The following is a 25,811-nucleotide window of genomic DNA, read 5'->3' as shown; positions in this document are numbered from 1 at the left end:
TGGGGTCAGGCCTTGATGATGTGGTGGAGGGGCTGGTTCGACTGCGCCGGAGCGCTGGTGCTCAGGTCGGGGACACGGAACTTGCCCTCCCCGGCGTCGCCATAGGTGGTGCCGAGGAGGTCAGACAGCTCCTGGTGGTCCTTGCTGCTATGCTCGGCCCCGTCGCACATCAGCCATCCCTCGGGGGCGGGAGGCGCGCTGCCGGCGTAGGCGACGACGGTGCCCACCGGGACCACGAGGCCGGTACCGTCCTTGAACCTGCCACGCAGGAGGCGCAACGTCCCGTCGCCGAGCAGCTCCATCAGGGGAACCGCGTCGTTCTGCTTGAGGAAGCGGGCCACGGTATTGCCCCCCTCCATGTCGGAACGGAACGAGAGCGAGTACGCGCTCTGGAACTCCGCATAGGGCCGCCACAAGCGCAACTTTCCGGAGAAAAACAGCGTCATCAGCCACGCATCGTCTTTGTTGGTGAACTGCGCGACGGCGTTGTCCTCGAGGGTCTTCGCAAAAGACCGGAACTTGAACGCCTGGGCATGCTGGATCTCACCGGTATCGATCATCATGTCGCCCCTGTGCAGGTGGAGCGCAGCGGATGGCTCGGCATGTCCGATCCCGACGTTCGTGTAGGTGTCGACCCGACCGAAGCGGAGCGGCGACTTCTCGATCGGGCAGAGGATCTCCCCGTCCCAGTAGCCGGGAACGGCGCTGTAGCGGAGCTCTAGATACGCGGTCCCGCTCGGGTGCGTCGTCGCCATGTCGCTCAGCGTCAGCGTGAGGGACTCCCGCGGCGCGATCGCCACGTCCTTCGTGGGGGTGAGCTCCCACTCGAGCAGGTCGCCGTCGGCGCTCAGCGTGGGCCCGGAGACCGTCCAGTCGGCGAGCGTGATCTTTGTACGTTCTACAAAAGAGTCGTAACCAAGCGCCCATGGCTGCGCCTCGGGCGTCCCCACGGGCAGCGCCACGACCAGGCGGGAGCTCTTCGCGGGATCGCTCGGGTCGCGGTGGAAACGGAGGACCTCCTGGCTTTGCGGCGAAGCGCTGTTGACCAGACGAAGGGTCAGCGTGGTGTTCGGGGTCGTGGCGATGTTGATCACCTGATTGGACCCCTCGAAGCGCGCCCGAAGCGGGATGTCCGGCCTCCCCCGCCGGTCGCGCACGCCGAGGGCGAGCTGCTGGGCCAGGGAGCAGTCCGAGCCCGCGCTGCCCTCGGGCGGGACGAGGTGGAAGACGTTGGGATCGTCCGGGCCCTCCGGCACGACGAGCGCCGGCCAGGAGAGGTCCACGGCCACCTCGGCGGCGGCCTCGGGGCTCGCGTACAGTCCCTGGACCAGCAGCATCAACCGGTCTCCCGGCGCGATCCGGACGTCCGGGCTGCGCCAGGCCAGGTACACGTCCGTCGCGCCGTCCTCGCGGTCGACGCGCCGGATGTCCCAGTCCGCCCCCACCACGCGCGTCTCCCGCGCGGCCAGCGCGCCCGCCGCGAAGCGCAGCCGGAAGTGGTGCGCGCCCAGCACCTCGCCCGCGGACGGCCGCTGGCGCAGGACGATCGCCTCGTCGGTCAGGAGGTTGGCGATGTCGAGCCGGAGCGTGTGGCCGGCGCCCGGGTTCTCGAGGAGCAGCGTGTTCCGTAGCCGCTCGCCGCGCGCGTTGAACAGCTCGTAGCTGACCTCGAACCCGAATGGCATCTTCTTGTCGGTCTCTTCCGTCATGATGTCTTCCCTCTCCTCCAAAGGTCGCGCGCCCCTCACTCGCTCGCCGTGGGCCGCAGCATCAGCCACCCCTCGCGGAGCTCCTGCGGCGCGGCGAACGCGGCGCGGGCGTTCGGCGGCGCGAGCTCGCTCGTCTCGGCCCAGTCGCCGCCGGCCTCCTGCGTCACCCACGACCACGCGTGCCCCGGCTGCCGCGGCACCTCCAGCCGGAGCGCCCCCCGGTCCGTGAGCAGCGGCGCCGTCAGGAAGCTGACCTCCATCGCGTCGAGCGCCTCGCGGTAGTGCGCCGGCGCCAGGCGGAGCTGCGAGCTCGGCAGCACGCCCGTGGTCGCGTGCACCTGGCCCCCCGGGTCGAGCAGCATCGTCACGCGCTGCTCCGGCCCGCTGGGCGTCCGCTCGACGTGCAGCGATCCGTCGGCGTAGGTGCGGATCTTGTCGTGCCCGACCGCGCGGAGCTGCGGCGAGTAGAACACCCCCTCCGCGTACGACCCGTCGTCCTGCTCGAGGAAGTAGCCCACGAGGCCGTCGTCGAGCTGCGCGAACTCGCCGAGGCGCACGGGGATCTTCACCTGCTCCAGCCCGCGGGTCGTGGTCGTGCCCTCGCCCGCCACGTCGGCCACCGCGCTCGGATCGAAGGCCGGCGGGCCCTGGAGCTCCAGGGCGAACGCGGCCCGCACCACCGCCACGGGCCGCGCCACGAGCAGCGCCCGGCTCGGGTTCGCGGCGGACGCCTCGGGATCGATGGTGTCGAGCGCCGTCCGCTGCGCCGAGAGGAAGAGGCGTAAGAACTCCGGGCCCTGAGCGCGCACGTGCTTGACCACCCGATCGAGGTGAGCGTTCGGGAGCTGGAAGTCGCCGCGCGCGTCCATCCGCACCCGGCCGCCGCTCTCCGGCGCGGTGCGCCACGTGCCGCCGCGGTCGACGGCGCCGAGCGCGCGGCCCTCCTTGTCGTAGACGGCGAGCGCGCCGTCGAGCGTGTTCACCAGCAGGAAGCCGCAGACCGGGTTGAACGATGGGGCTTCGGGTCGCCTGCCGGCGCCCTCCGCCCCAAACCCCGGGTTGGTCTCCGGGTGCTCGCTCGTGCGCTGGCGCGCGCCCTCGGCGCCCTCCAGCGGCTCCGCCGGCAGCCACTCGAAGCGCAGGCGCGCCGGCTGCGCCAGCCGGGGCGTGAGCAGGACGTGGTAGAGGAGCCCGCCAAGCGGCGTCTGGTCGGTCGTGGTGATGACCTTCGCGGCGCCGGACGTCTCGAGGTCGACCACGTCCTTCGCCTGCCCGAACGTGTCCACCAGCCTGAGGCCGGTGATTGACATCGCCCCGGCGCGCAGCGGGTTGAAGCGGTCGAACGCGAGCGGCCGGCGCTGGATGCTGCGGCCCATCGCGTCGCGCGCCGTGTCCGTGTAGAAGAGATCCTCCGAGTCGTCGCGCGCCGTGGGCAGCGCGATCTCGAGCTGCATCGTCGGCTCGCGGAGGAGCAGCACCTTGTTGAAGTTGCCGAGCGACTGGGCCAGGCACGGCGCCCGCTCCAGCGCCTCGTAGGCCCACAGCGCGGTGAACACGGGGTCCTCGATCCCCGGCGCCGGCGTCGTCTGCCCGAGGTACCAGGCCTTGATCTCGGCGAAGTGCTGCTCGAGGTAGCCCTCGCCTCGCTCGTCGTCGGGGACGCCGTGCGCCTCGCAGTAGTCCTGGACCACGCCGTGATCGAGGTAGTGGACGAGGCGCTCGCGCACCTCCAGGCCGGCCGACGGCGTCAGCAGGCTGACGCCCGTGTAACCGCTGACCATCGACGAGAAGCTGTCCTCCTGCCCCGGCAGGAGGGCGTGGTCGACCGCCTGCGTGTCGAGCTTGTAATGCGCGCGCACGAGCTCGGGGTCGTAGTCCCCGTTGGCGTCGCGGCCGCAGGAGGCGACGTGGAAGGACCAGTGCATCAGGAACGGGTTCCACGGCGGCTCCGCCCAGACGCCCCCCTCGTCCGCGCCGAGCCCCGCGAGGTAGGCCTGCAGGGCCGCGACGGTGGCGTCCGGCAGCGCCGCGAGGTCGAGCGCCTCGTCCACGCGGTCGCACGGGAGCAGGTCGTCGGCGGCGGCGCTGCCCTTCCAGATCGCGCCTGCCGCCGCCTCGCCCGTGACGAGCAGGACCGGGTCCGCCGGCTCGAAGTAGGGCGCCGCCGGCAGCGCGCGCACGACGAACGGCGCGGCCGCCCCCGCCTCGGTCGCGTTGTACGCCAGCACGGCCGATTGCAGCGCCTCGAGCGCCGCCGCGAGCCGCCCCGCGATCGACGACGCCGACGGCGGGATCTCCAGCAGGAGCCCCTCGGCGTCCGCGCGCACGGGATAGACGACCCCGCGGTCGTGGATCTCCCACGCCTCGTCTCGCTGCAGCACCCTGACCGTGTGATCGGCGGACAGCCTGAACGCTTCGTCGATGCAGTTGGGGAACTCGACGGGCCAGACCCAGTAATCGTCGCCCGACTCGTCCAGGTCGAAGGGGGCCCCCGCGTTGAGGCTCGCTACGTAGTCGGCGTAGTAGCTGCTCAGGCGGGAGACGATCCTGTGAGCCACGGGCTCGACGCGGGCGCGGAAGCCGCCGGCCGCCCCGTCCTGCTCGAGCGCCAGCTGCCCCAGGGAGGTGCGCCGGCGCCGCACGGGCACGACGTAGCCCTCGAAGAAGTTGACGCCCACGACCTCCTTCGCGTTCACGAGGGCGTGCCAGCGGACGTACATCCGCTGGCGCAGGTGCTCGAGCTCCTCGAGCGCGCGCTGGTGCTCGTCCTGGAGCGTGTTCAGCGCCTCGAGCTGGCCCGCCCACGCGGCCGGCTGCGCCCGCGCCGCGCGCGCCGGCGCCCGGCGCAGCCGCGCGAACAGGTCCCCCGCGCCCTCGGTCTCCGGCAGCACCGCCCACCGGACGCCGGCCGCGTGCGAGGCGAACCCCCGCTCGTGGCGCGCCTCGTAGAGGATCGCGTCGAGGTCGAGCCGGTGCCCCTCCAGCCGATCCGCGAGCTGCAGCGCCTCGAGCTGGTCCTCGACGAGGCGGCGCTTCGCGAGGGACTCCTCGTTGGTGTCGGGCGCGTGGAGATAGGCGAGGTAGGCGGCCAGCGCCTCCGTCTCGGTCTGCCCCACGGCGAGCGCGGGCGAGGGCAGGTCGCGCACCACGTCGCGCGCGGCCCGCGCGCCCGGCGCGAACGTGAGCCGCGCGTGGAAGAGCGTCGCCTGCGGCAGCGCCTCGCCCGGCGGGGCCGCCGCGAGCGTCCACTCGAGCTTCTCCTCGAGCAGCGCCTTCAGCTTCGCCGGCGTGTCGGCCGCGGCGAGCAGCGGGGCCAGGCAGTCGCGCCGCGGGTCGCCGTACCAGCCGATGACGTCGTAGCGCAGCCCCGGGGGCGGCGTGCGCGTCGGGAAGTCCGCGTCCCGGAACCCGAACACGGTGCGGCAGTTCGGGTAGAACGACGCGAACGTCGCCCGCACCGGATCGAGGACCGCGACCTCCGTCTCGGGCCCGACGGCCGTGAGCGCCGCGAGGTGCTCGTGCTTCGGATCCGCGCGCGTCGTGCGCCACTCCGCGAGCGGCAGGGCGCGCCCGAGGAAGCGGTAGCGGTACCCCTCTCCCGGCGCCGGATCGGGCACGGCCATCACGTTGACCGGCGCCTCCCCCTCGCTCTCGATGTCGTCGCCCCAGCCCTCCGGGTAGAGGTAATCGCTCTCCACCACCCACTGCCGCTCCGGCTCCCCCCCTCCGCTGCGCAGGACGAGCCAGCGGTTCGGCACCTCGGGGAACCGCGTCCCCTGCGCCTCGTGCTCCCCCCGGGCCAGGGCGTCCGGCAGGAGCCAGTGCAGGTGGATGCCGGGCAGGAGCGGCAGGTCCCGCGAGAACGGCGGCGCGAGGATGTGCTCGCTCAGGTTGGGGTTGTCGTCGTAGTCGACCCCTCCGGCCCTGAACGGCAGCCGGCGGTAGTCCGCCATGGCCCGGACCACACGCCTCCTGTCCCTGGCGGCGTCGTCGTCGCCGTCGTCCAGGCACATGGCCTGTAGCCGGAGAGGAACCCGGAGAAAGCGCTGCGCGTTGCTCGTTGCCGTCATGTCTGCCCCGCTCCGCGATCCGTCGATCGGGGTTGTTGGTGAAGCGTCGTCTGGTGGGCCCCGCCCTCGCCCCGAACGCAGGGCGGCGACCGGCGAGGTGCGCTGTCCGCGCATCGCCGAGGCGCGTTGTACGTAGCCGCGGGCGCCGGGCCGCTTCTATGGGACCTTGGTCCCATGGCGGTAAGCGCCGCACCACCGCCGCGCTGCCCTCGACCCACCGGAAACGGTCCGGGCAAGGCTCCCGCGCTGCCCTCGACTCACCGGAAACGGTCCGGGCAAGGCTCCCGCGCTGCCCTCGACCCACCGGAAACGGTGGAGGAAATGCTGCCGCGCTGCCTTCCTGCCACCGGACACGGTCCACGCAGGGCTGCCGCGCTGCCTTCCTGCCACCGGACACGGTCCGCGCAGGGCTGCCGCGCTGCCCTCGACCCGCCGGAAACGGTCTGAACAGCTTGGCTGAGCTTGTCCTCCGGGACCGGAACCGCTCCTGGCAGGGCTGCCGCGCTGCCCACGCGTAAGCTCACGAGTTCTGGCGGCCCGCCGTCAGGATCTTGCCAGGCGCGTTGACGCATGGAGACGCGTCGTTATGCCTGCCCGAAACGTCCGGCGCGAGCCGGGCGCTCACAACAACATCCATCGCGGGGGTAGAGGGCGTGTCCTTTCCTGTCCTCCACAGCTCGGCGACGGAGACAAGCGAGAGGTAATCCCCTCATGGCGAAATCTTCTTCGGTCAAGAAAAGGCCCGCTCCCAAGAAGCCCTCGGCCCCGCCCCAGGCGGCGGCGGCCTTCGACAAGGCGCTTCCCGAGATCGAGGCCCTGAGCCCGGATCGGCTCATCCCCCTGAACCTCGACGTGCCCCGCGTGGTCTCTCAGGTGCTCGGCGTGCTGCCTGGCCTCCGCGCGCTGCGCCCCGCCGTCGCGGAGCACCTGCCGACGTTCGAGCTCGCGCGGCTCGATCGGCTCGAGACCTACGCGCTCGCCGCCTGGTATGCGCACCTCCTGTGCCTGTCCAGCGGAGATGCCGAGAGCGCGGTGAAGCCGCTCCTCGCCGAGGCGGCTCGGCTGCGCGAGAACCTGCTCGGCGACGCCGAGGCGCTCGCTCGCCGCGGCCTGCTCGACGCAGAGGCGGTCGCGGACATCCGCGCGGGGCAAGGGCACATCGACACGGCGAACGACCTCGTGGCGCTCTCGGCGCTCTTCAGCGCGAGCTGGTCCGAGATCGCCGGCAAGACGGCGGCGACCGAGGAGGAGGTGAAGCGCGCCGGGGAGGTCGGGCCGCAGCTGCTCGCCGCCCTCGGAATCAGGGAGCACGGCAAGGGACCCGGGCCGACCGAGGCCGCGGACAAGCGGGCCCGCGCCTTCTCGCTGCTCGTCCATGCCTACGACCAGGTCCGCCGCGCCGTCGCCTACCTGCGCTGGGACGAGGAGGACGCCGACGCGATCGCCCCGTCGCTCTACAAGGGGCGCACGAGCCGCGCGACGTCGTCCACCGACACCACGACGACGCCGCCGGACGAGGCGCCGGCCGGGCCGACGGCGCCGCCCGGCACGCCAGCCCCCGTCACGCCGGCCGGCACGGCCGCGCCGCTGGCCCCCGGCGCCGCGCCGGCCGTGGCCGTGAGCTAGACCCTCCCCAGACCGCAGCGACGCCGGAGCCAAGCTCAGCTCGCCCGCCCAGGCCGCCTCCGGTTCCCGGAGGGCCGCTCGACCGGTCCACGACGATCGCCAGTTGCGAGCACGGCGTCCCGGCCCGTGCGCCGGCGGTGCGTTTCCACAAACGGACCGGGAAAGCTCCCCGCAATTCTAGGTATGAGCAGATCCCGCGACGGCATCTGGAATTCCATTCACGCTGCCGCGACGGAGGTTCTCCCCCGGTTGCTGCGACGCCTGGGGGTCGCCGAGGCCGACATCGATGACCTGCAGCAGGAGGTCCTGCTCGCGGCGTACAAGAGCCTCGACCGCGTGCGCGGCGCGGCTCGACGAGGCGGCGAGGGTGTGGGTCGGACGGTCCGTGCGGTCAGCCGCCACGCCGGCGCAGCTCGGCCTCGAGCTCGGCGATGCGCCGCTCCGCCGACGCGCGGGCGGCCTGCTCGGCCTCTGCGCGCCGGCGCTCGGCCTCCGCGCGCCGGCGCGCGGCCTCCTCGGGCGTGAGGACGAGTTCCGCCCCGTCGGGGGTGCGGGCGAGCCGAAGCGCCGCCGGCTGGCCCGCGGCCGGGACGACGACCCAGTGCAGATCGAGCACGGTGCACGGGCTGCGCTCCCCCTCGACGACCCGCTCGACCAGATCGCCGTCGATGCGATCCCAGACCCGCAGCCGCTCCCCGGGCGCGGCCTCAGGATCGAACGCGACGAGCTCCAGCACGCCGAGGTCGTGGTACTTGCCGAGCTTCTCCGCCCAGGTCTGCGGATCCGCGTCGTGCTCGCTCACGATCTCGACCGCGAGCTCCGGGGCCCCACGCTCCCACGTCTTCCAGGAGCCGAACGGCGTGTCCGGGGTGCCTAGCCGGACGAAGGCGTCCGGCGCCAGGCACCGGCTCGGATCCGACGCGGACCAGTAGACGAACTGGTCGGAGCCGATCGCCGCTCGATCCGCGAAGGTCTTGAGCACGAGGTAGAGCAGGGTCCTCAGATCGAGGTGGCGCTTGGTCTCCGGCACGAAGGCCTCTTCCGGGAAGTGGAGCGGCGAGGGCGCGCGAACGTGACGGAGACGACGCGCGTGCACGGCGGGTTGCATGGGGGGAGTATAGCCTCCCCGGTCACACCGTGCGGAGCAGCATCGCCGGGGCGGCTCGAACGGTCGCCCAGATGCGCCCGCCTCGGAAGGGCGCCGCTCTGCTGCCGGCTTGAGGGCGTCGTATCAGGCGGTGGCCTCGGCGAGATCGCGCTCGAACGTCGGTGCGGCTTCGGCCTTCGCCTGCGCCTCCAGCCAGGCGGCTTCGTCGAAGGTCTTGCTCGCCATTGCGCGCTCGATGGCCTGCGTCTCTCGAAACTCCCGCGCCTCGGCCGCCAGCGTCCACGTCACCTCCAACGACATCCGTTCGATCTCCTGGCGGATGTCGTGGAGCGGCACACGGAAGAACTCCTTGCGGGGGTTCACCTTGTTCACCTGGTTCCGGACGAACCGCTGGTGAAGCACGCGCTCGAGGGACGGAGCATCCTGGCTCGAGATCATCGCGTGCACGTCGAACTCGAACGGCACGCTCGCGTCGCCCAGCTCACGGACCCGGTCCAGGGGCTCGAGCCTCCGCGTCATGCCGATCTTGTAGACGTGCTCTCCGAACGAACCGACATTCGAGATGATGTAGACGTGCCCGGCCTTCGTCTGCTGCGCCATCGAGATGGCGCGCTGGTTCTTCTCCTCCGCCGCGCGGAGCCGTTCGGAGAGCTCGAGGAGCTTCTGCTCGTACCTGACGCGCTCTTCGTCGTTCGCCTTCTCCACGTCCCGACGCGCCTTTTCCATCGCCTTCCGGATCGTCTCCTCCTCCTTCTCGGCCTCCTTCTTCGCCTTCTCGAACTCGCGCTGCGCTCTCTCCTCCTCGCGGATACGCTCCTTGATCTGCCGCTGCTCCTCGCGCTCCTTTACCTTCAGCTCCTGCGCGACCACGGCCCATCGGAGCTCCTCGAGCCGAGCGTCGAGGTACTCGGGCAGGATCCGCGCCTCGCGGAAGGCGCGCCCGCCCTGGTTCACCAGCATGAACGCGTCCCGGATCTTCTGCTGCAAGGTCCCGAAGTTGTCGTGCCGAACGTCGGCGAGGATCGTGTCCACCTTGCCGTTGAATGCGTCGAGCACGAAGGCGATGGCGGTCGTGCGCCGGTTCGCCTCCGCGTACTCGCACGTCGCCGCCAGGCCGTCGCTGATCATGTCGCGGCACTTGCCGCGGGCCGCCTTGAGGCGCTGTCCTGCCTCGGCGAAGCCGAACTCCTCGGCGAGCTCGTCCAGCAGCCCCGCCGTCGGCATGACGTAGCGATCGCCGTAGCCCTCGATCACGTTCTTCATCGCCTGCGCGGTCTGCTCGAGGCGCTTCGCTTCCCGTTGCGCGGTGAGCGCAGCGCCGGCGATCTCCTCGGCGCGCCGGTTCGCGCTGTCCACGATGCGCGCCGCGTCGGCAGAAGCCTGGGCGAGCGTCGCTTGAACGGAGGCGCGCGCCGCCGCCTGGGCGGCCTGCGCCTCCGCCGAGACCTGCGCCTTCAAGGCGTCGGCCGCGGTGTGTGCTTGCGCGTGCGTAGCGCGCGCGTCGGCGAGGAGGCGATCGGCCTCCCGTCGGGCGCCGGCGGCGACCTCCGTCGCGGCGGCCTGCGCGTGCGCTCTGAGCTGCGCTGCCCACGTCTCCGTCTGCGCTCGTATCCCCGCGGCGGCGGCTTCGGCGTCGACAACGGAGGCGCGCGCCGCCGCCTGGGCGGCCTGCGCCTCCGCCGAGACCTGCGCCTTCAAGGCGTCGGCCGCGGTTTGTGCTTGCGCGTGCGTAGCGCGCGCGTCGGCGAGGAGGCGATCGGCCTCCCGTCGGGCGCCGGCGGCGACCTCCGTCGCGGCGGCCTGCGCGTGCGCTCTGAGCTGCGCTGCCCACGTCTCCGTCTGCGCTCGTATCCCCGCGGCGGCGGCTTCGGCGTCGACGATCGTCTGGTAGCGGCTCAGACGCTGGAGTTGCTCCTGCAGGCTCGCGACGTGCTGGCAAAGACCTCCGTTCGTGTCGAGCGCCCGCTTCAGCTCGCCGTTCACCTGCTGGAGGGAGCTCTCCATTTGACGGAGCGAGCCCGCCGCTTGCCTGAGCGAGCCGCTCGTCTTGTGCTCCTTGGACGCGAAGAACGCCGCGGTCGCGAGCGCGACCACGAACAGAACGATGAGAACGAGCTCCACGATGCCCCCTCTGCGGACGGCAGTACGCCGCTCTTCCAGAGTACGCGACCGTCGTATGACGCGTCCCGGCTCGAATCTGATGACGGCATATCTTTGTCACTCGCGGGGGCATCCCTCAACACTCTTCACGACATCAGGGGCGTCCCACATCGCACCAACACACCCGCCATCGCCGGCAACCCGAACATCAACCCGGAGGAGCTCCTCACGGTGAAGGCCTACAGCGTGTGGCCCCACATCCACGAGCGGGCGCGCGTCGAGCTGGCCAAGGAGGACTCCTGGGGCGGGCTCAAGGGGAACGAGCAGCTGCGCCCGGAGCCGAACCCCAGCAAAAAGGCGTTCTTCGACCAGCTCGAGCTCATGAATCCCGCCCTCCGGATCCTCGCCCCGATCCGGATCTCCCAGGGCGCGAAGGATCAACGCATCCGGGCGGACTTCACGAGGACGCTCCATCACCAGCTCGCCGCGCTGAACGGCCCCGTCAACGTGACCTACAAGGAGTACGAAGAGGTCTCCGCGACGCACGATCCGGTGGAGCTCGGCTTCCACTTCGGCCTGATGGACACGGACCTCCCGAGCCTGACGAGGTGGCTGGAGGAGCGGTTCGCCGACGTCGAGCCGGAGGCGCCGACGGCAAGCCCCCGGTGAGCGGCAGGGGCGGCCCGCTGGAGGCCGCGCCGGGCGCAGGCCGGGCTCGGGTCGAGGTCGCCTCGAGGCCGCTCAGGCCGAGCGGCAGAACGCCACGGCCGAGGCGCCGCGGACGGAGCCGGCAGAGCAGCTCATGCTGGCCTCGGAGGCTCCGGGGCCAGCTGGTGGCGCGCTTCCCGCGCTTGCGGCCCGCCCACGCCTTCACCTACCCTCTCGCCCATGGCCAATCCGACCGCACTCCTCGAGACCTCCCTGGGCAACATCAAGATCGAGCTCTACCTCGACAAGATGCCCGTCACCGCCGGAAACTTCCTCAAGCTCGCGAAGAGCGGGTTTTACGACGGGCTGCACTTCCACCGCGTCATCGACGGCTTCATGCTCCAGTTCGGCTGCCCGCACAGCCGCGATCCGAAGAGCCGGCTGGCGGGCACGGGCGACGGGCCCGACGGCTGCATCAAGGACGAGCACCCGGCGGGCGCCAAGCTCTCGAACGAGCCCGGCACGCTCTCCATGGCCAACACGGGCGCCCCCAACAGCGGCTCGTGCCAGTTCTTCATCAACACGGTCCACAACGCCTACCTCGACTGGTTCACGCCCGGCCCCTCGAAGCACCCTGTGTTCGGCCGCGTGATCGAGGGCATGGACGTCGTGCACAAGATCGAGAAGTCGCCCACCGACGGGAGCGATCGGCCCGTGACCCCGATCCGCATGAACCGCGTCACCGTGCAGGACTCCTGATCCGCGCGGCCGCAGCCGCGGCGCACGCTTCCTGCCCCATCCCCCAGCCAGGACGCTCAGCGCCGGCTCCGCGCTCTCGTAGCGCCTCGTGAGCCAGCCCTTCCCGACACCTCACATCGTCTGCCTGCGACGCGCCCATGGGACCAAGGTCCCATGGCGCGATCCCAGCTCCCGCGACTAGATCCACCGGGCCGCGCGACGGTGCGCGGAGGCATCGATTCCCATGCAGCGATCGCGCCCTTGAGCGCGCTGCCGCCCGGGACGTGCGCTCCGCCGGGCCGCGGCGCGCGGTCCATTTCCCCAGCGTTCACGGGAGCGCGCCTCGGCGCGCCAGACGAGCAACCATCGAATTCAAGGAGACGAGTCCATGACGAGCAACAGCACGCCGATCATCAACACGGTAGAGGGCCCGGTCCAGGGCGTCGTCGAGAGCGAGATCCTCGTGTTCAAGGGCATCCCGTACGCAAGGCCGCCCGTGGAGGGCCTGCGCTGGAGGGAGCCCCAGCCGGTCGAACCCTGGAAGGAGACCCGCAAGGCCGACACGTTCGGCAAGGCCTGCCTCCAGCCCACCTATCCCTCGATGGATGGCGCGGGCAGCGTGGGACCGCAGAGCGAGGATTGCCTTTACCTGAACGTCTGGACGAGCGGCGTGGACCCCGGCGCGCTCAAGCCCGTCATGGTGTGGATCCACGGCGGCGCCTTCAAGATCGGCGTCGGCAGCGACAAGATCTACGGCGGGGGTCCGCTGGCCAGGAAGGGCGCGGTGGTGGTGACCTTCAACTACCGCGTGGGCCTCCTCGGGTTCTTCGCCCACCCGGCCCTCGACAGGGAGCTCGGGCCGGTCAACTTCGGCCTGCTCGATCAGATCGCCGCGCTGGAGTGGGTGCAGCGCAACATCGCGGCGTTCGGCGGCGACCCTGGCAACGTCACGATCTTCGGCCAGTCGGCGGGGGCCGAGAGCGTCCTCGCCCTGTTCGCCTCCCCGCTCTCGAGGGACAGGAGCCCGGCCCTGTTCCACAAGGGCATCGCGCAGAGCCCTTACGCGATCCCGGAGCAGACCCGGGTAAAGGCGTCCGAGCTCGGCGTGAAGGTCGCGTCGGGGCTGTTCGGGCTGAGCGGCGCCAACGCCACGGCCGAGGAGCTGCGGGCGGTGCCGGCCGAGAAGTTCACCGAGAAGCTCATGCCGACCCCGGAGAACCCGCTCGGCCAGGTGCCGTTCCTGGGGCCGAGCCCGGTGCGCGGAGACACGGTCCTGCCGACGGGGCTCAGGGCCACCTTCGAGGCCGGGGAGCAGGCGAGAAAGCCGCTCATCATCGGCAGCAACAGCGACGAGGCGAGCGTCCTCGAGGCGTTCGACATGGATCCGGCGGCCATCATGCAGATGATCATCGACGCGGGAGGGGAGGACGCCGAGAACGCTTTGGAGATGCTGAAGGGGCTCTACCGCAGCGACCCTGAGGTGACCGAGGAGGACCTCAAGGACCCGAGCCGCTTCGCCGGCCTGGTGCTGCGCGACATGCTGTTCACCGCGCAGGCCCGGTGGCTCGCGGACAAGCACTCGAAGGTGGCCGACACGCGGTGGTACTACTTCAGCTACGTGCCCGAGGGGGATCGCCAAGACCAGCCCCACGGCGTCCCGCACGGCGGCGAGATGATGTTCCCGTTCGGGGGCATCAAGCCCAGGTTCACCGCGGCCGATCGGGCGATGTCCGAGAAGGTCAGCAAATACTGGTTCTCCTTCGCGAACACCGGTACGCCGGAGGGCGAGGTGGCGTGGCCCAAGCACGAGACGGGAGGGTTGCTCATGCGCGACAAGACCCTGAAGCTCGGCGAGACGATCGAGGTCGCGTACGACTTCAGGAAGATGCGCCTGGACGCGCTCATCGCGCAGTACCCGAAGCTCGAGGCGGCGCTCGCGGCGGGCGCTGGCTCGAGGGGCGGGTCGCGGTAGGGGGCTCGCCGGCCCTCGCCGACGCGCTCCCGAGCTGCGCTCGGTGCTGGTCCAGCGCGACGTTCACGAGATCGGGATGAAGGACGTCGCTGACCTCGAACCGCCAAGAACGCCAAGGACGCCAAGAAGATAATCCTATCTTGGCGTCCTTGGCGCCTTGGCGGTCGACGTCTCGCTCGCCCTTCAGCCGCCCACGGAGGCGAGGCTCTTGGGATCGAGGCCGCCCTTCTTGACGATGAAGGCGGCGATCTCCTCGACGCCCTTGTTCTCCTTCAGGTTGGTGAAGAGGAACGGCCTGTCTCCCCGCATCTTCCGGGCGTCCCGGTCCATCACCTCGAGGCTCGCGCCGACCATGGGCGCGAGATCGATCTTGTTGATGATGAGCAGGTCCGACCGGGTGATCCCGGGGCCGCCCTTGCGCGGGATCTTGTCGCCGGCCGACACGTCGATGACATAGAGGGTCAGATCGGCGAGCTCCGGCGAGAAGGTCGCGGCCAGGTTGTCCCCGCCGGACTCGACGAACACGAGGTCGAGCGGGGCGAGGCGCTGCGCGATCTCCCGCACGGCCGCCAGGTTGATCGAGGCGTCCTCGCGGATCGCCGTGTGAGGGCAGCCGCCGGTCTCGACGCCGACGATGCGCTCGGGGCTGAGCGCGCCCGAGCGGGTCAGGAACTCGGCGTCTTCCTTCGTGTAGATGTCGTTGGTGACCACGGCGACGCGCCACTCGTCGCGCATGCGCTTGCAGAGGCGATCGACGAGCGCCGTCTTGCCGGAGCCGACCGGCCCTCCGATACCGACGCGGAGGGGACCGTGAGTGCTTGCTGTCATGATCGAAACAACCTCGTGTGTTGGGTTTCGTGGTGCATCGACGAGAGATCGACCCCCGGCGTCGCGGCGCCGATGCGATCGAGCGGCGTGTCGCGGGCGCGCCGGGCGGCGGCGACGATGACCGGCTGGAGCGCCGCCACGACGCGCTGGCCGTCCGTCTGGCCGAGCGGGACCAGGCGGATGCCCGCCGAGACCAGGCTGGAGCCGAAGGCGTGCAGGTACGCCGTCAGGGTCGGATCGAGCGGGACGCCGTGCGCGGCCGCGGCGAGCCCGACCGCGACCGGGAAAGGCGCCTCGCCCGCGTGGCGCTCCGCGAAGGCGTCGAGGCGCGGGTGCGGCCAGGCGGCGCGCGTGATGGCGAGGAACGCGGCGCCCTGCTGCGCGCTCTCCAGCGCGAGCTCGCGGGTGCCCCGCAGCGCCGCCCCGAGCTCGGCCACCTCGTCGAGCTCCCGGTCGTGCTCCGCGCGGTAGGCGGCCGCCAGGAGGGCCGCGTCGACCCGGCCCGAGCCGTCGCCGAGGATCGCCGCGACCCAGACCCGGAGCTGCTCGGCCGTGCTCACCAGGCCTGCCTCCACCGCCCACTCCAGGCCGTGGCTGTAGCTGAAGCCGCCGACCGGGTAGGCCGGCGACATCCAGCTCATCAGGCGATAGAGCGCGTCATCGCCCACGGAGGTCACCCGTGTCGGTCCTCGTGACCGTGCCCATGGCCGTGACCGTGACCGTGGGAGTGCTCGTGCTCATGGGAGTGCCCATGATCGTGGGAGTGCCCATGATCGTGGGAATGCCCATGCTCGTGGGAATGCCCATGCTCGTGGGAATGCCCATGCTCGTGGGAATGCCCATGCTCGTGAGCATGCGAGTGTCCATGCCCGTGCGGCGCCTTCTGGTCGTACGCGCCGCGCTCCGGCGTGAACGGCGCGCGGAGCGGCGTCGCCTCGGCGCCGAGCCCCCGGACCATGTCGACGATCACGTGGTCGTACCGGATGAGGATCCGCGCGCCGTCGAAGGCGGCCGGGATATGACGGTTGCCGATGTGCCAGGCGATGCGCGGCAGATCCGCCGCCTCGCGGCACGTGACCGCGACGAGCTCCTCGTCCGCCGCGCGGACCAGGAGCCAACCGCCGTCCTCGAGGCGAAGGCCGTCCCCGTCGCCGAGCACGGTCGCCTCCGGCAGGTCGAGCAGGAATTCCCACCCCTCGTCGGTCGCGAGCCGGATCCGCCGGCGGTGCCGGTCGTCGTAGGCGAGCGTCACGCGCGCCTCGGCGGAGATCTCGGGCGTGCTGCCGCGGGGGATGACCTGGATGGCGCGTCGCATGTCAGAACAGGAAGTAACGCTGGGCCATGGGGAGCACCTCCGCCGGCTCGCAGGTGAGCAGCTCGCCGTCGGCCCTCACCGTGTAGTGCTCCGGGTCGACCTCGATGCGCGGCGTGGCGCTGTTGTGGATCATGCTCGCCTTCGAGATCCCCGACCGGGTGTTCTCCACCGCGACGAGCGGGCGCGACAGCCCCGCGGCCGCCCCGACCCCGCGCGCGAGCGACGCCTGGCTGACGAACAGGACCGAGCTCTCGATCGCGCTCCGGCCATAGGCCGCGTACATCGGCCGGTAGTGCACGGGCTGCGGCGTCGGGATCGCGGCGTTTGGATCGCCCATCGGCGCCATGACGATCGAGCCGCCCTTGAGCACCATGTCCGGCTTGACCCCGAAGAAGGCCGGCGACCAGATCACGAGATCAGCGAGCTTGCCGACCTCGACCGAGCCGATGTGCCGGCTGACGCCCTGGGCGATGGCCGGGTTGATGGTGTACTTCGCGACATACCGCTTGGCGCGGAAGTTGTCGTTGTTCTGCCTCTCCTCCGGCAGCTTGCCGCGCTGGCGCTTCATCTTGTCGGCGGTCTGCCAGGTCCGCAGGACGACCTCGCCGATGCGCCCCATCGCCTGGCTATCGCTCGACATGATCGAGATGGCGCCGAGGTCGTGCAGGATGTCCTCGGCGGCGATCGTCTCCTTCCGGATGCGGCTCTCGGCGAACTTCACGTCCTCCGGGATGTCCTTCTTGAGGTGGTGACAGACCATGAGCATGTCGAGGTGCTCGGCCACCGTGTTCTTGGTGAACGGCCGGGTCGGGTTCGTGGACGCCGGCAGCACGTTGGGCACCCCGACCAGCGCGATGACGTCGGGCGCGTGGCCGCCCCCGGCCCCCTCGGTGTGGAACGAGTGGATCGTCCGGCCCTTGAAGGCCCGGATCGTATCCTGGACGAAGCCGCCCTCGTTCAGCGTGTCGGAGTGGATCGCCACCTGGACGTCGTACGCGTCGGCCACGGAGAGGCAGTTGTCGATGGCCGCGGGCGTGCTGCCCCAGTCTTCATGGAGCTTCAGCCCGCAGGCGCCAGCCTCGATCTGCTCGATGAGGCCCGCGGGCCGGCTCGTGTTCCCCTTGCCGAACAGGCCGATGTTGATCGGCAGCGCCTCGGCGGCCTGGAGCATGCGCCGGAGGTGGAAGGGGCCGGGCGTGCACGTCGTCGCGGTCGTGCCCGCCGCCGGCCCGGTGCCGCCGCCGATCATCGTGGTCAGGCCCGAGCAGAGCGCCTCCTCGACGAGCTGCGGGCAGATGAAATGGATGTGCGTGTCGATGCCGCCGGCGGTGACGATCTTCCCGGCGCCCGCGATCACCTCGGTGCCGGGGCCGATGACGATGGTCACGCCGTCCTGCACGTCGGGGTTGCCGGCCTTGCCGATGGCGGCGATCCGGCCGTCCTTGAGGCCGATGTCCGCCTTGACGACGCCCCAGTGGTCGAGGATGACGGCGTTCACGATCACCGTGTCGACGGCGCCCTCGGCCCGCGTCCTCTGCGACTGGCCCATGCCGTCGCGGATGACCTTGCCGCCGCCGAACGAGACCTCCTCTCCATAGCCGTGGAGGGCGGTGAGGTCGTGCTCGACCTCGATGAAGAGGTCGGTGTCGGCGAGCCTCACCTTGTCGCCGACCGTCGGGCCGTACAGGCTCGCGTAGTTGAAGGGAGTGATCGTGGAAGCCATCGCCCGGGTCTCCTAGAGTGAACCGTTGATCTTCCCCTGAAATCCCACGACGACACGGGCGCCGCCGTAGGCCACCAGGGGCACGTCCTCGTACGTCTGGCCCGGCTCGAACCGCCTCGCCGTGCCGGCCGGGATGTCGAGCCGCATGCCGCGCGCCCTCTCGCGGTCGAACTCGAGCGCCCCGTTGACCTCGTAGAAGTGGTAATGACTGCCCACCTGGATCGGCCGATCGCCGGTGTTCTTGACGGTGACCGTCACGCTCGGCTTCCTTTCGTTGAGCACGATCAGGTCTTTTCTTCTGCTGATGATCTCTCCGGGGATCATGGAACCTCCTCCTCGCCTCTACGGCTTGTCGTGCTCGTTCTGGGGCGCCGACGTGACCCCGAGCCGCGGGCCGATCGGGTTGTGGACCGTGACGAGCTTCGTGCCGTCGGGGAACGTCGCCTCGACCTGGACGTCGTGGATCATCTCGGCGACGCCCTCCATCACGTCTTCCAGGAAGACCACCCGCGCGCCCCTGCGCATCAGATCCTCCACGGAATGGCCGTCGCGGGCGCCCTCCATCACGAAGTCGGAGATGAGCGCGATCGCCTCCGGATAATTGAGCTTGACGCCGCGCTCGAGCCGCCGGCGCGCGACCATCGCGGCCATGGAGATCAGCAGTTTGTCCTTCTCTCGCGGGGTGAGATTCATCGACTCCTCCTCAGATCGACCAGAAACGCGGCATGCGCGCCGGATGGCCCGAGCGCGCCGCCCTGAGCCACGAGACCAGCTCGGCGAGATCGCGCCGCACGTGCGCCGGCTCCGCGCCGAGCGCCCGGGCCACGAGCGCCCCGCCGACGAGCGTGACGCCCGCGCGGGACGACCCCCGCGAGAGCCGCGCGCGCGCCTCGTCGACCCACGCCGCCGCGTCGTCGGCGACGAGCAGCAAGAGCCCCGCCGCCGTGGCGCCCCCGAAGCCCGCGGGATTCGCGATCTGCGCGGCGACGTCGCCCGAGAGGCCGAGCGCGTCCGCCCACGTGAGCCGCCCTCCGCGCCGGAGGCGCCACACGTCGTGCAGCGCGCCGGCCGTGAAGCGCTCGCCCCGCGCCAGCCGGCCGAAGACGACGAGATCCAGCGCCAGGAGGCTCCCGCCCGGCGCGACGTCGAGCTCGACGCGCCGCTCGAGACGGGCGCTGTCGAACAGGATCGTCTCCTGGGGCAGCCACTCGAGCTCGGCGCCTTCCTCCACGCGGAGCTTCAGCGAGAGGCAGCTCGGAGCGCCGAGCGACGGATAGATCTTCTCGGCGGCCTGGCTCGTCACGGTCGCCGTGGCGCCGCGGGACGCCTCGATGGAGACGCGGAGGACATCGCCTCCGGCCGTCCCGCCGGAGGTCGTGATGAACACCCCGAGCAGCGGCTCGTCCGGCTCCTGCCGCGGGAAGAGCATGCGGCACGGGGCGCGGTGCGCGACGTGCACCGGCCTCGTGCGATCGTGCCGCTCGAAGCGGACCTCGAGAAACCCGTCGTCCCGCTGCAGCCCCAGGCGTCGCTCGGGGTAATCCGTCGGATCAGCCAATGAGAGCCCCTGTCGATCGTGCAAAGTGCCCCGCCTCGCCGCTCGCCGATCCGGCCTCGGGCTTGTACTCCAGCCCATGCAGCGCTGTCCATAGGACTTTGGTCCCATGCCGGTCGCCCCTCTCGGCGAGCGGGCCAGCCGCGCGCACGCGACGCTCGCGCTCGCCGCGACGTGCGATGCGCAGCCGGTGCTCTGGTGTCAGGAGGCCGAGGATCGAGCCGTATGTCCATCGTGTAGCCGCCCGGTCACGGTCCTGTCATCCTCGACAGGATCATCCCCAGCACGGCGTTTCCCAGGCTCGCCTCCGGCCCCGCGATGGAGAAGAATTCGAGCCACAGAGGCGCAGAGGGCACAGAGGAGAGAGAGATATATAGCCTTTCTCTCTCTTCCTCTGTGCCCTCTGCGCCTCTGTGGCTCATTCTCTCATTTTCTCATGAAACCAGGGATGAGCTCGGGCGATGCCTCGAGGGGCCAGATCCGTCGCCGCGAACTCGTCTAGAGTGCGGCCGGCATGCTCGGCCAATCCCCCTTCCCCTGCGGGCGCCTGCGCGTCGGCCTCGCGCTCGGCCTCGGCGTGGCCCTGGCGCCCGCGCCCGCCGCGGGCGACCTCCTGGCGCGCGGCGCGCCAGCGATGCGCGTCTTCGACGTGGAGGACGGCATCCCCCAGATCACCATCAACGCGATCGCCTTCGAGCCCGGCGGCCGCCTGTGGATCGGGACCCAGAACGGCGCGGCCTCCTATGACGGGCGCCGCTTCACGCCCCTCCCCCTGCCGACCGGCGGCGGATCGAGCTGGGTGCAGGCGGTCGCCGTGGGATGGGACGGCGCGGTCTGGTTCGGGATGATGACCGGCCAGGTCATCCGCTACGCCGAGGGGCGCTTCACGCGCTTCGGGGCCGCCGAGGGGCTCGCGGGCGAGAGACCGATCCGGGCGCTCCTCGAGGCGCCCGCGGGCCCAGGGCGCGCGCTCTGGGTGGGCACGATCGACGGCCTCTACCGGCTCGACGGCGAGCGGTGGGCGCGGGTCGACCTGGGGCCCGGGTTCGAGCACCCGGATGTCCGCTCGCTGCACGCGGCCACGCTCCCGGGCGGGGCGCAGGGGCTCTGGGCCGGCACCGGCGACGGCCTCTTCCGCTGCGACGCCCGGGGCTGCGCCCGCTTCGCGAGCACCGCCGACGGGCTGCCCAGCAACGTGGTCATGAGCCTGCTCGAGACCTCCGGGGAGGCGGGGAGCCGCGTACTCTGGGCAGGCACGAGGGGCGGCGTCGCCCGGCTCGCGGATGGGCGCTGGGAGAGCTTCACCCCGGCGACCGTGCCGGAGCTCTCGCAGCCCGTGCGGGCGCTCGCCGAGACGGTGAGCGGCACGGGCGCGCGGACGCTCTGGGCCGGCACCTACGGCGGCGGCCTCGCGCGGCTCCAGGGCGGGACGTGGACGGCGCTGACGAAGGCGAGCTCGACGCTGCCGGACGACCACGTGATGGCGCTCGCGGCGGCCGGCGCGGCGCACGGCGGCCGGACGCTCTGGGTCGGCACGAACGCCGGCGGCCTGGCGCGCCTGCGGCACGACGGGTGGGTGGGGTTCACGCAGCGGAACGCGGGCCTGTCCGGCAGCATCACCTCCATCGCCGAGGTGCGCGCGCCGGGAGCCGAGGGCGGCCCGCCCGCGCTCTGGGTGGCCGTGAACGACACCGTGGTGCGATCGTCGGAGCAGGGCTTCGCGCCGCTCGACGCGCCCGAGCTCGCCGGCAAGCTCGGCACCCTGGTGACCTTCCTCCTGCCGTCTTCGCGCGAGCCCGGGGTGGTCTGGATCGGCAGCGACGTCGCCGGGGTCCATCGCTGGGCCGATGGGCAGCTCACCACGTACACGAAGCAGAGCTCGCCTCTCCCCGGCGTCGGCGTGCAGGCGCTGTCGGAGTCCCTGGACGGGCGCGCGCTCTGGATCGCGACGGACACCGGGGCCGCACGCCTGGACGCGGGCGGCGCGTGGCAGGTCTTCACGAAGGCGCAGGTGCCCCTCGCGGACGATCACGTGACCGGCGTCCTCGAGACCGCGGCCCCGGGCGGGAAGATCTCCACCTGGTTCGGCACCATGAGGGGGCTCTCGCGGCTCACGGACGGGCAGTGGCGGAGCTACACGGCCGCGGACGCGCCGCTCGCCTCGAACGCGGTCGCCGCGCTCACCGAGATCCGGGACGCGCGCGGCCGGCGCGTGCTCTGGATCGGCACCCAGGGCGGGATCTCGCGCTACGACCTCGACGCGGAGGCGTGGCTCGAGCCGCTGAACGAGCGGACCCGGCCGGCGCTGCCGGACAGCATCGTCTACGGCGTGCGCGCGGACGCGCAGGGGCGGATCTACGCGTTCACCGACCGCGGCGTCACCCGCTTCACCCCGCGCGCGCCCACGCCCGACGACCCCGCCGAGCTCGCCGCGTACACCTTCACCACCGACGACGGGCTGCCGAGCAACGAGTGCAACCAGAACGGGTCGTTCATCGACGGCCGGGGCCGCGTCTGGGCGGGCACGACCGGCGGGGTGGCGGTGCTCGATCCGGCCGAGGAGGTCCCGGACGTCGCGCCGAAGCCGCTCGCGCTCGACGCGCGCGCTCAACGTCCGCGCGGCGCGCTCGCCCTCTCGCCGGGCGCGTCGCTCGCCTGGGACGAGAACACCGTCGCGTTCGAGTACGCGCTCCTGAGCCTCTTCCACGAGCGCAGCACCCGCTACCGCACCCAGCTCGTCGGCTTCGACGCGGCGCCGAGCGCGTGGAGCGCGGACGCGAGCGCGCGCTACACGAACCTCGCGCCCGGCCCGTACACCTTCCAGGTCTGGGGCCGCGATCACGCCGGCAACGTGGCCGGGCCCGCGGCCGTCGCCTTCCGCGTCCGGCCCGCGCCGTGGCGCACCGCCTGGGCGTACCTCGGCTACGCGGCGGCGCTGTCCGGGCTCGCCTACGCCGGCGTGCGGCTGCGGCTCCGGGCGCTCCGGAGGCGCACGCGCGAGCTGGAGCTCCTCGTGGAGCAGCGCACGGCCGAGCTCAAGGCCGCCAAGGACGCCGCCGACGCCGCGAACCAGGCGAAGACCACCTTCCTCGCGAGCATCAGCCACGAGCTGCGCACCCCGCTCAACGGCATCCTCGGGTACGCGCAGCTCCTCCAGCGCTCCGGGCGGATCGCCGCCGAGGATCGGGCGAGCGTCGACGTGGTGCGCCGGTCGGGCGAGCACCTGCTCACGCTGATCGACGACGTGCTCGACCTCGCCCGCATCGAGGCCGGCCGGATGGATCTCGCGCCGGCGGACGTCCACCTGCCGTCGCTCGCGCGGACGGTCGCGGAGCTGTGCAAGGTGCGGGCGGCGCAGAAGGGGCTCGCGTTCGAGCTCGAGGTCGCGGAGGGCACGCCGGCGTGGGTCCGGGTCGACGAGAAGCGGCTCACGCAGGTGCTCCTCAACCTGCTCGGCAACGCCATCAAGTTCACGCGCGCGGGGCGGGTGACCTTCCGGGTCGCGCCGCGCGACGGGCGCGCGCGCGGCGGCGTCGTGCTCCGCGTCGAGGACACCGGCCCGGGCATCGCGCCGGCGGATCTCGCGCGCATCTTCGAGCCGTTCGAGCAGGCCGGCGAGCGGCGCGCGCAGGGCGAGGGCGCGGGCCTGGGGCTCGCGATCACGCGCCGCATCGTCGACCAGATGGGCGGCCGCGTCGACGTGGAGAGCGCGCCCGGCGAGGGCAGCGCCTTCACGGTGGCGCTCGATCTCCCCGTCATCTCCGGCGAATCGCCGGCGGGCGAGCGGCGCGGGGCCGAGGCGATCGCGGGCTACGAGGGAGCGCGCCGGTCGATCCTCGTCGTCGACGACCACGAGGACAACCGCGCCTTCCTGCGGGACGCGCTCGCCCCGCTCGGCTTCGAGGTCCTGGAGGCCGCGGGCGGAGCGGCGGCGGTCGCGCTGGCGGCCGGGCGCAGGCCGGACCTCGTGTTGATGGATCTGCGCATGCCCGACCTCGGCGGCGACGAGGCCGCGCGCCGCATCCGCCGGCTCCCTGGGCTGGCGGAGGTGCCGATCCTGGCCACGTCGGCCAGCGTCGAGGCGCCCGAGCGCGCGCGCAGCGCGGCCGCCGGCTGCGACGGCTTCCTCCCGAAGCCGATCGAGCTCGGCGCCCTGCTCGAGCTCCTGGAGCGCCGCCTCGCGCTCACCTGGATCCACGCGTCGACCGGCAGCGCGCGCGGCGTGGATGGCGGCGGCGGCGCGCCGTCGCGTGCGCCGGTGGTGCCGCCGCCCCCGGAGGAGCTCGCGCGGCTCGCCGAGCTCGTCGACCGGGGTCGCATCCCGGATCTCGTGCAGCGCCTCGCCGCGCTCGAAGCGGAGGACCCGCGGCTCGCGCCGTGGCTCCGGGAGGTGCGCGGGCTGGCCGAGGCGTTCCGGATCCACGAGCTCGGCGCGCGGCTGGCTGCGCCCGGCGAGCCGCCGGCGCCGCGGTGAGGGGAGCGCCGAGGAGAGCGCCCCGGCTCACTGACCAGGAGAAAAGCGCTCGGCCATCCACGCCTGCCACGAGGGCTCGGCGCGGGCGGCCCCGGCTTTGGCCTGGTCGCCGTACAGGAAGAGGCGGATCGGCAGGAAGATCTTTCCGGCCATGGGGAGCGCGAAGATGTGGGCGATGCCGGGCGCCGGCTCGTCGAGCCGCAGGAGCAGCTCCGGATGCTCGCTCGGCCCGACGCTCTCGACCACGCCGGCGAGGGGCGGCGCGCCGGCGGAGGTGCTCACCCGCTGGCCCTGGGCGGCGCCCGCGAGCCCGAGCGGACCGACAAGCGCGTCCCACGTCGCGGTGAGCGGCGCGGGGCCGGCGCCCATCACCTGGAAAGCCACGCAGGGCTCTCCGCGGAAATGGGCGAGATAGAGCCGCAGGATGCGGAAGAAGGCGACCCAGCCATGCTCCTGACCCTCGAACTGGTTGTCCCAGTCGTCGGTGCTCGCGAACCAGCTGTGCACCACGCGCACGACGCAGCTCCCGCCGGACCGCGCCTCGACGACCCACTCCGTGGCGACGGCCGGGCTGCCCGGCCCCATGGCCTCCGGGCTCTCGGCGGTGAACCGGCGCGGCGGATCCCAGGCCGTGATCTTCGACACCGAGTCCATGCTGTTGCCCGGGCCGAAGTGAGACACGGCGGCGCCGCCCTCGCGCTCCTCCACCTCGCTCGGCACGAACCACGACGAGATCCCGGGCCCGGTCGCGATGGCGCGCCACACCTCCTCGGGGCTGCCGGGAACCTCGACCTCCGCTTGGACGCTCCGGCGGCCGGACGCGTCTTTCTTCACTGGCATGTTGGCTCCTTTCGAGATGTCGCGATCCGGGAGCCGAGCTCCGCGAGCAGCCGGCCCTCGACGAGCTCGATCGCCGCCGTGGCCGCGGCCGGATCTCGACGACGTCAACGTCAGCCACTCGGTCAGGCTTAGCGTTGACAACTTTTCTTGTCAATGACCTCCGGGCGTTCCTCGGCCCGGCGGTCCCCGCGAGGGCGGGGCCGCGCGCGCGGCGCGCGTCACGCGCCGCCGGCGCCGGGGAACAGCCCGGGCTCGATCTCCCGGTAGATGGCGGCGAGGCGCTGCGCCCAGGCCTCCACGCCCTCGTCGCTCAGCAGCCCGTCCTGGCGGATCTCGAGGAGCACGCACGGCAGGCCGCGGGCCTCGCCGTGCACGGGGATCCCGTAATCGCCCCCGTCGGTCACGCGGTACGGCTCGTTGTCGCCGACGCAGAGCCCGGGCTCGCGGCGCATCGCCTCGAGGAACGGCGCGGCGAGCCGCCGGTCGCGGCCGTAGAGGACGGCGGCGTGCCAGGGCCGGTCCTGGCCGGGCATCGACGGCGTGAAGCTGTGGACGCTGAGGATCGCCGTGCTCTCCCGGCGATCCCGCCGCGCGTCGAGGAGCGCGTCGATGGCGCGGTGGTAGGGCCAGAAGCATGCGTCGGCGCGCGCCGTGGCCTCCGCGGCGTCGATGGCATTGCCGGGGATGGGCACGCCGCAGCTGATCTCGGGGATGGAGGTCGGCGAGCCCAGCGGCCGGTTGCAGTCGATGACCAGGCGCGAGTAGCCGGAGAGCACGAGCGCCGCGTCGAGGAGGGCGGACAGGCGCCGCGCGAGGCGCGCCGCGCCGATGTCCCAGCCGGTGTGCTGGCTGAGCGCTTCCTCCTGCGCGCCCAGCGCGGCGAGGCGCCGCGGGACCGCGTTGGAGGCGTGATCGCAGAGCAGGACCGCGCTGGATCGACCCTGGGGATTCACCACCTCGAACGCAGGCGGCTCGTCGGGCGCGAGGATGCGCAAATCAGGCGGAGGGGGGCTCATGGCGTCTCGCCCGACACATAGCAGACCCGAGCGCCGCCGCGCCGCGCGCGATCGGGAGCGAGCGCGCGCGCCGGGAGCGCGCCGGCCGC

Annotated in this window: 18 protein-coding genes; 5 read left to right on the top strand and 13 right to left on the bottom strand. The window is 72.0% G+C overall.

Annotation, left to right across the window (positions count from 1 at the left end):
• Positions 1-5: 5 nt before the first annotated feature.
• Together WMF20_RS13450 and WMF20_RS13445 are read right to left on the bottom strand one after the other, a co-directional pair.
• Complete coding sequence (locus WMF20_RS13450; protein ID WP_437613786.1) at positions 6-1,709, bottom strand: phage tail protein; 1,704 nt, start codon at positions 1,707-1,709, stop codon at positions 6-8.
• A gap of 35 nt (positions 1,710-1,744) precedes the next feature.
• Positions 1,745-5,779, bottom strand: a complete 4,035-nt coding sequence (locus WMF20_RS13445) for a hypothetical protein (RefSeq protein ID WP_437613784.1) — start codon at positions 5,777-5,779, stop codon at positions 1,745-1,747.
• A gap of 711 nt (positions 5,780-6,490) precedes the next feature.
• Here WMF20_RS13445 and WMF20_RS13440 point away from each other — a divergent pair.
• Entirely contained in the window at positions 6,491-7,405 is a 915-nt protein-coding gene (locus WMF20_RS13440; RefSeq protein ID WP_437613782.1) for a hypothetical protein, read from the top strand.
• Between the two features lie 391 nt (positions 7,406-7,796).
• Here WMF20_RS13440 and WMF20_RS13435 read toward each other — a convergent pair whose 3' ends face one another.
• A complete protein-coding gene (locus tag WMF20_RS13435; protein WP_437613780.1) occupies positions 7,797-8,435 on the bottom strand; it encodes a Uma2 family endonuclease in 639 nt (212 codons plus the stop codon).
• A gap of 201 nt (positions 8,436-8,636) precedes the next feature.
• Complete coding sequence (locus WMF20_RS13430; protein WP_437613778.1) at positions 8,637-10,634, bottom strand: DUF4041 domain-containing protein; 1,998 nt, start codon at positions 10,632-10,634, stop codon at positions 8,637-8,639.
• 210 nt (positions 10,635-10,844) lie between these two features.
• Here WMF20_RS13430 and WMF20_RS13425 point away from each other — a divergent pair, with 210 nt between their 5' ends.
• From WMF20_RS13425 to WMF20_RS13415, 3 genes are all read left to right on the top strand, one after another.
• Entirely contained in the window at positions 10,845-11,282 is a 438-nt protein-coding gene (locus tag WMF20_RS13425) for a hypothetical protein (RefSeq protein ID WP_437613776.1), read from the top strand.
• A 219-nt stretch (positions 11,283-11,501) separates the two neighbouring features.
• Complete coding sequence (locus WMF20_RS13420; RefSeq protein WP_437613774.1) at positions 11,502-12,020, top strand: peptidylprolyl isomerase; 519 nt, start codon at positions 11,502-11,504, stop codon at positions 12,018-12,020.
• 367 nt (positions 12,021-12,387) lie between these two features.
• Entirely contained in the window at positions 12,388-13,971 is a 1,584-nt protein-coding gene (locus tag WMF20_RS13415) for a carboxylesterase/lipase family protein (protein WP_437613772.1), read from the top strand.
• 183 nt (positions 13,972-14,154) lie between these two features.
• Here WMF20_RS13415 and ureG read toward each other — a convergent pair whose 3' ends face one another.
• Genes ureG through WMF20_RS13380 form a run of 7 tightly spaced genes read right to left on the bottom strand, consistent with a single transcriptional unit; the run spans position 14,155 to position 19,395 of the window.
• Entirely contained in the window at positions 14,155-14,799 is a 645-nt protein-coding gene (ureG, locus tag WMF20_RS13410) for an urease accessory protein UreG (protein ID WP_437613770.1), read from the bottom strand.
• Positions 14,796-15,440, bottom strand: coding sequence for an urease accessory protein UreF (locus WMF20_RS13405; RefSeq protein ID WP_437617118.1), 645 nt, complete (start codon positions 15,438-15,440; stop codon positions 14,796-14,798). Before WMF20_RS13405 ends, ureG begins: the two co-directional genes overlap by 4 nt.
• Positions 15,441-15,472: 32 nt before the next feature.
• Entirely contained in the window at positions 15,473-16,114 is a 642-nt protein-coding gene (locus WMF20_RS13400) for an urease accessory protein UreE (RefSeq protein ID WP_437613768.1), read from the bottom strand.
• 1 nt (position 16,115) lies between these two features.
• On the bottom strand, positions 16,116-17,837 hold the full coding sequence (ureC, locus tag WMF20_RS13395) for an urease subunit alpha (RefSeq protein ID WP_437613766.1): 1,722 nt from the start codon (positions 17,835-17,837) through the stop codon (positions 16,116-16,118).
• Between the two features lie 12 nt (positions 17,838-17,849).
• Positions 17,850-18,161: an urease subunit beta gene (locus WMF20_RS13390; protein WP_437613764.1), complete on the bottom strand. Its 312-nt coding sequence runs from the start codon at positions 18,159-18,161 to the stop codon at positions 17,850-17,852.
• Positions 18,162-18,179: 18 nt separating this feature from the next.
• Positions 18,180-18,530, bottom strand: a complete 351-nt coding sequence (locus WMF20_RS13385) for an urease subunit gamma (protein WP_129574718.1) — start codon at positions 18,528-18,530, stop codon at positions 18,180-18,182.
• Between the two features lie 10 nt (positions 18,531-18,540).
• Entirely contained in the window at positions 18,541-19,395 is an 855-nt protein-coding gene (locus WMF20_RS13380) for an urease accessory protein UreD (protein ID WP_437613762.1), read from the bottom strand.
• A 511-nt stretch (positions 19,396-19,906) separates the two neighbouring features.
• Between WMF20_RS13380 and WMF20_RS13375 the strand changes: the two genes are divergently transcribed.
• On the top strand, positions 19,907-23,866 hold the full coding sequence (locus WMF20_RS13375) for an ATP-binding protein (RefSeq protein WP_437613760.1): 3,960 nt from the start codon (positions 19,907-19,909) through the stop codon (positions 23,864-23,866).
• 27 nt (positions 23,867-23,893) lie between these two features.
• On the opposite strand, the gene WMF20_RS13370 is transcribed toward WMF20_RS13375, so the two are convergent.
• Entirely contained in the window at positions 23,894-24,706 is an 813-nt protein-coding gene (locus WMF20_RS13370) for an SRPBCC family protein (protein ID WP_437613758.1), read from the bottom strand.
• Between the two features lie 218 nt (positions 24,707-24,924).
• Positions 24,925-25,722 (bottom strand): N-formylglutamate amidohydrolase, encoded by a 798-nt coding sequence (locus WMF20_RS13365; protein WP_437613756.1) that lies wholly within the window; start codon positions 25,720-25,722, stop codon positions 24,925-24,927.
• Between the last annotated feature and the right edge of the window lie 89 nt (positions 25,723-25,811).

The sequence above is a fragment of the Sorangium sp. So ce834 genome (genome assembly GCF_051521425.1).
In the GTDB taxonomy this organism is placed as follows: domain Bacteria; phylum Myxococcota_A; class Polyangia; order Polyangiales; family Polyangiaceae; genus Sorangium; species Sorangium cellulosum_D.
The sequence above is the reverse complement of the archived record's forward strand: the minus strand, read 5'-3'. Positions and strand labels throughout refer to the sequence as shown.

Bases quoted from the DNA above. Each gene is read 5' to 3' on its own strand.
- ureG (WP_437613770.1), bottom strand. From the start codon at position 14,799: ATGACAGCAAGCACTCACGGTCCCCTCCGCGTCGGTATCGGAGGGCCG.
- WMF20_RS13365 (WP_437613756.1), bottom strand. From the start codon at position 25,722: ATGAGCCCCCCTCCGCCTGATTTGCGCATCCTCGCGCCCGACGAGCCG.
- WMF20_RS13445 (WP_437613784.1), bottom strand. From the start codon at position 5,779: ATGACGGCAACGAGCAACGCGCAGCGCTTTCTCCGGGTTCCTCTCCGG.
- WMF20_RS13420 (WP_437613774.1), top strand. From the start codon at position 11,502: ATGGCCAATCCGACCGCACTCCTCGAGACCTCCCTGGGCAACATCAAG.
- WMF20_RS13390 (WP_437613764.1), bottom strand. From the start codon at position 18,161: ATGATCCCCGGAGAGATCATCAGCAGAAGAAAAGACCTGATCGTGCTC.
- WMF20_RS13440 (WP_437613782.1), top strand. From the start codon at position 6,491: ATGGCGAAATCTTCTTCGGTCAAGAAAAGGCCCGCTCCCAAGAAGCCC.
- WMF20_RS13385 (WP_129574718.1), bottom strand. From the start codon at position 18,530: ATGAATCTCACCCCGCGAGAGAAGGACAAACTGCTGATCTCCATGGCC.
- WMF20_RS13415 (WP_437613772.1), top strand. From the start codon at position 12,388: ATGACGAGCAACAGCACGCCGATCATCAACACGGTAGAGGGCCCGGTC.
- WMF20_RS13400 (WP_437613768.1), bottom strand. From the start codon at position 16,114: ATGCGACGCGCCATCCAGGTCATCCCCCGCGGCAGCACGCCCGAGATC.
- WMF20_RS13450 (WP_437613786.1), bottom strand. From the start codon at position 1,709: ATGACGGAAGAGACCGACAAGAAGATGCCATTCGGGTTCGAGGTCAGC.
- WMF20_RS13405 (WP_437617118.1), bottom strand. From the start codon at position 15,440: ATGAGCTGGATGTCGCCGGCCTACCCGGTCGGCGGCTTCAGCTACAGC.
- WMF20_RS13375 (WP_437613760.1), top strand. From the start codon at position 19,907: ATGCTCGGCCAATCCCCCTTCCCCTGCGGGCGCCTGCGCGTCGGCCTC.
- WMF20_RS13370 (WP_437613758.1), bottom strand. From the start codon at position 24,706: ATGCCAGTGAAGAAAGACGCGTCCGGCCGCCGGAGCGTCCAAGCGGAG.
- ureC (WP_437613766.1), bottom strand. From the start codon at position 17,837: ATGGCTTCCACGATCACTCCCTTCAACTACGCGAGCCTGTACGGCCCG.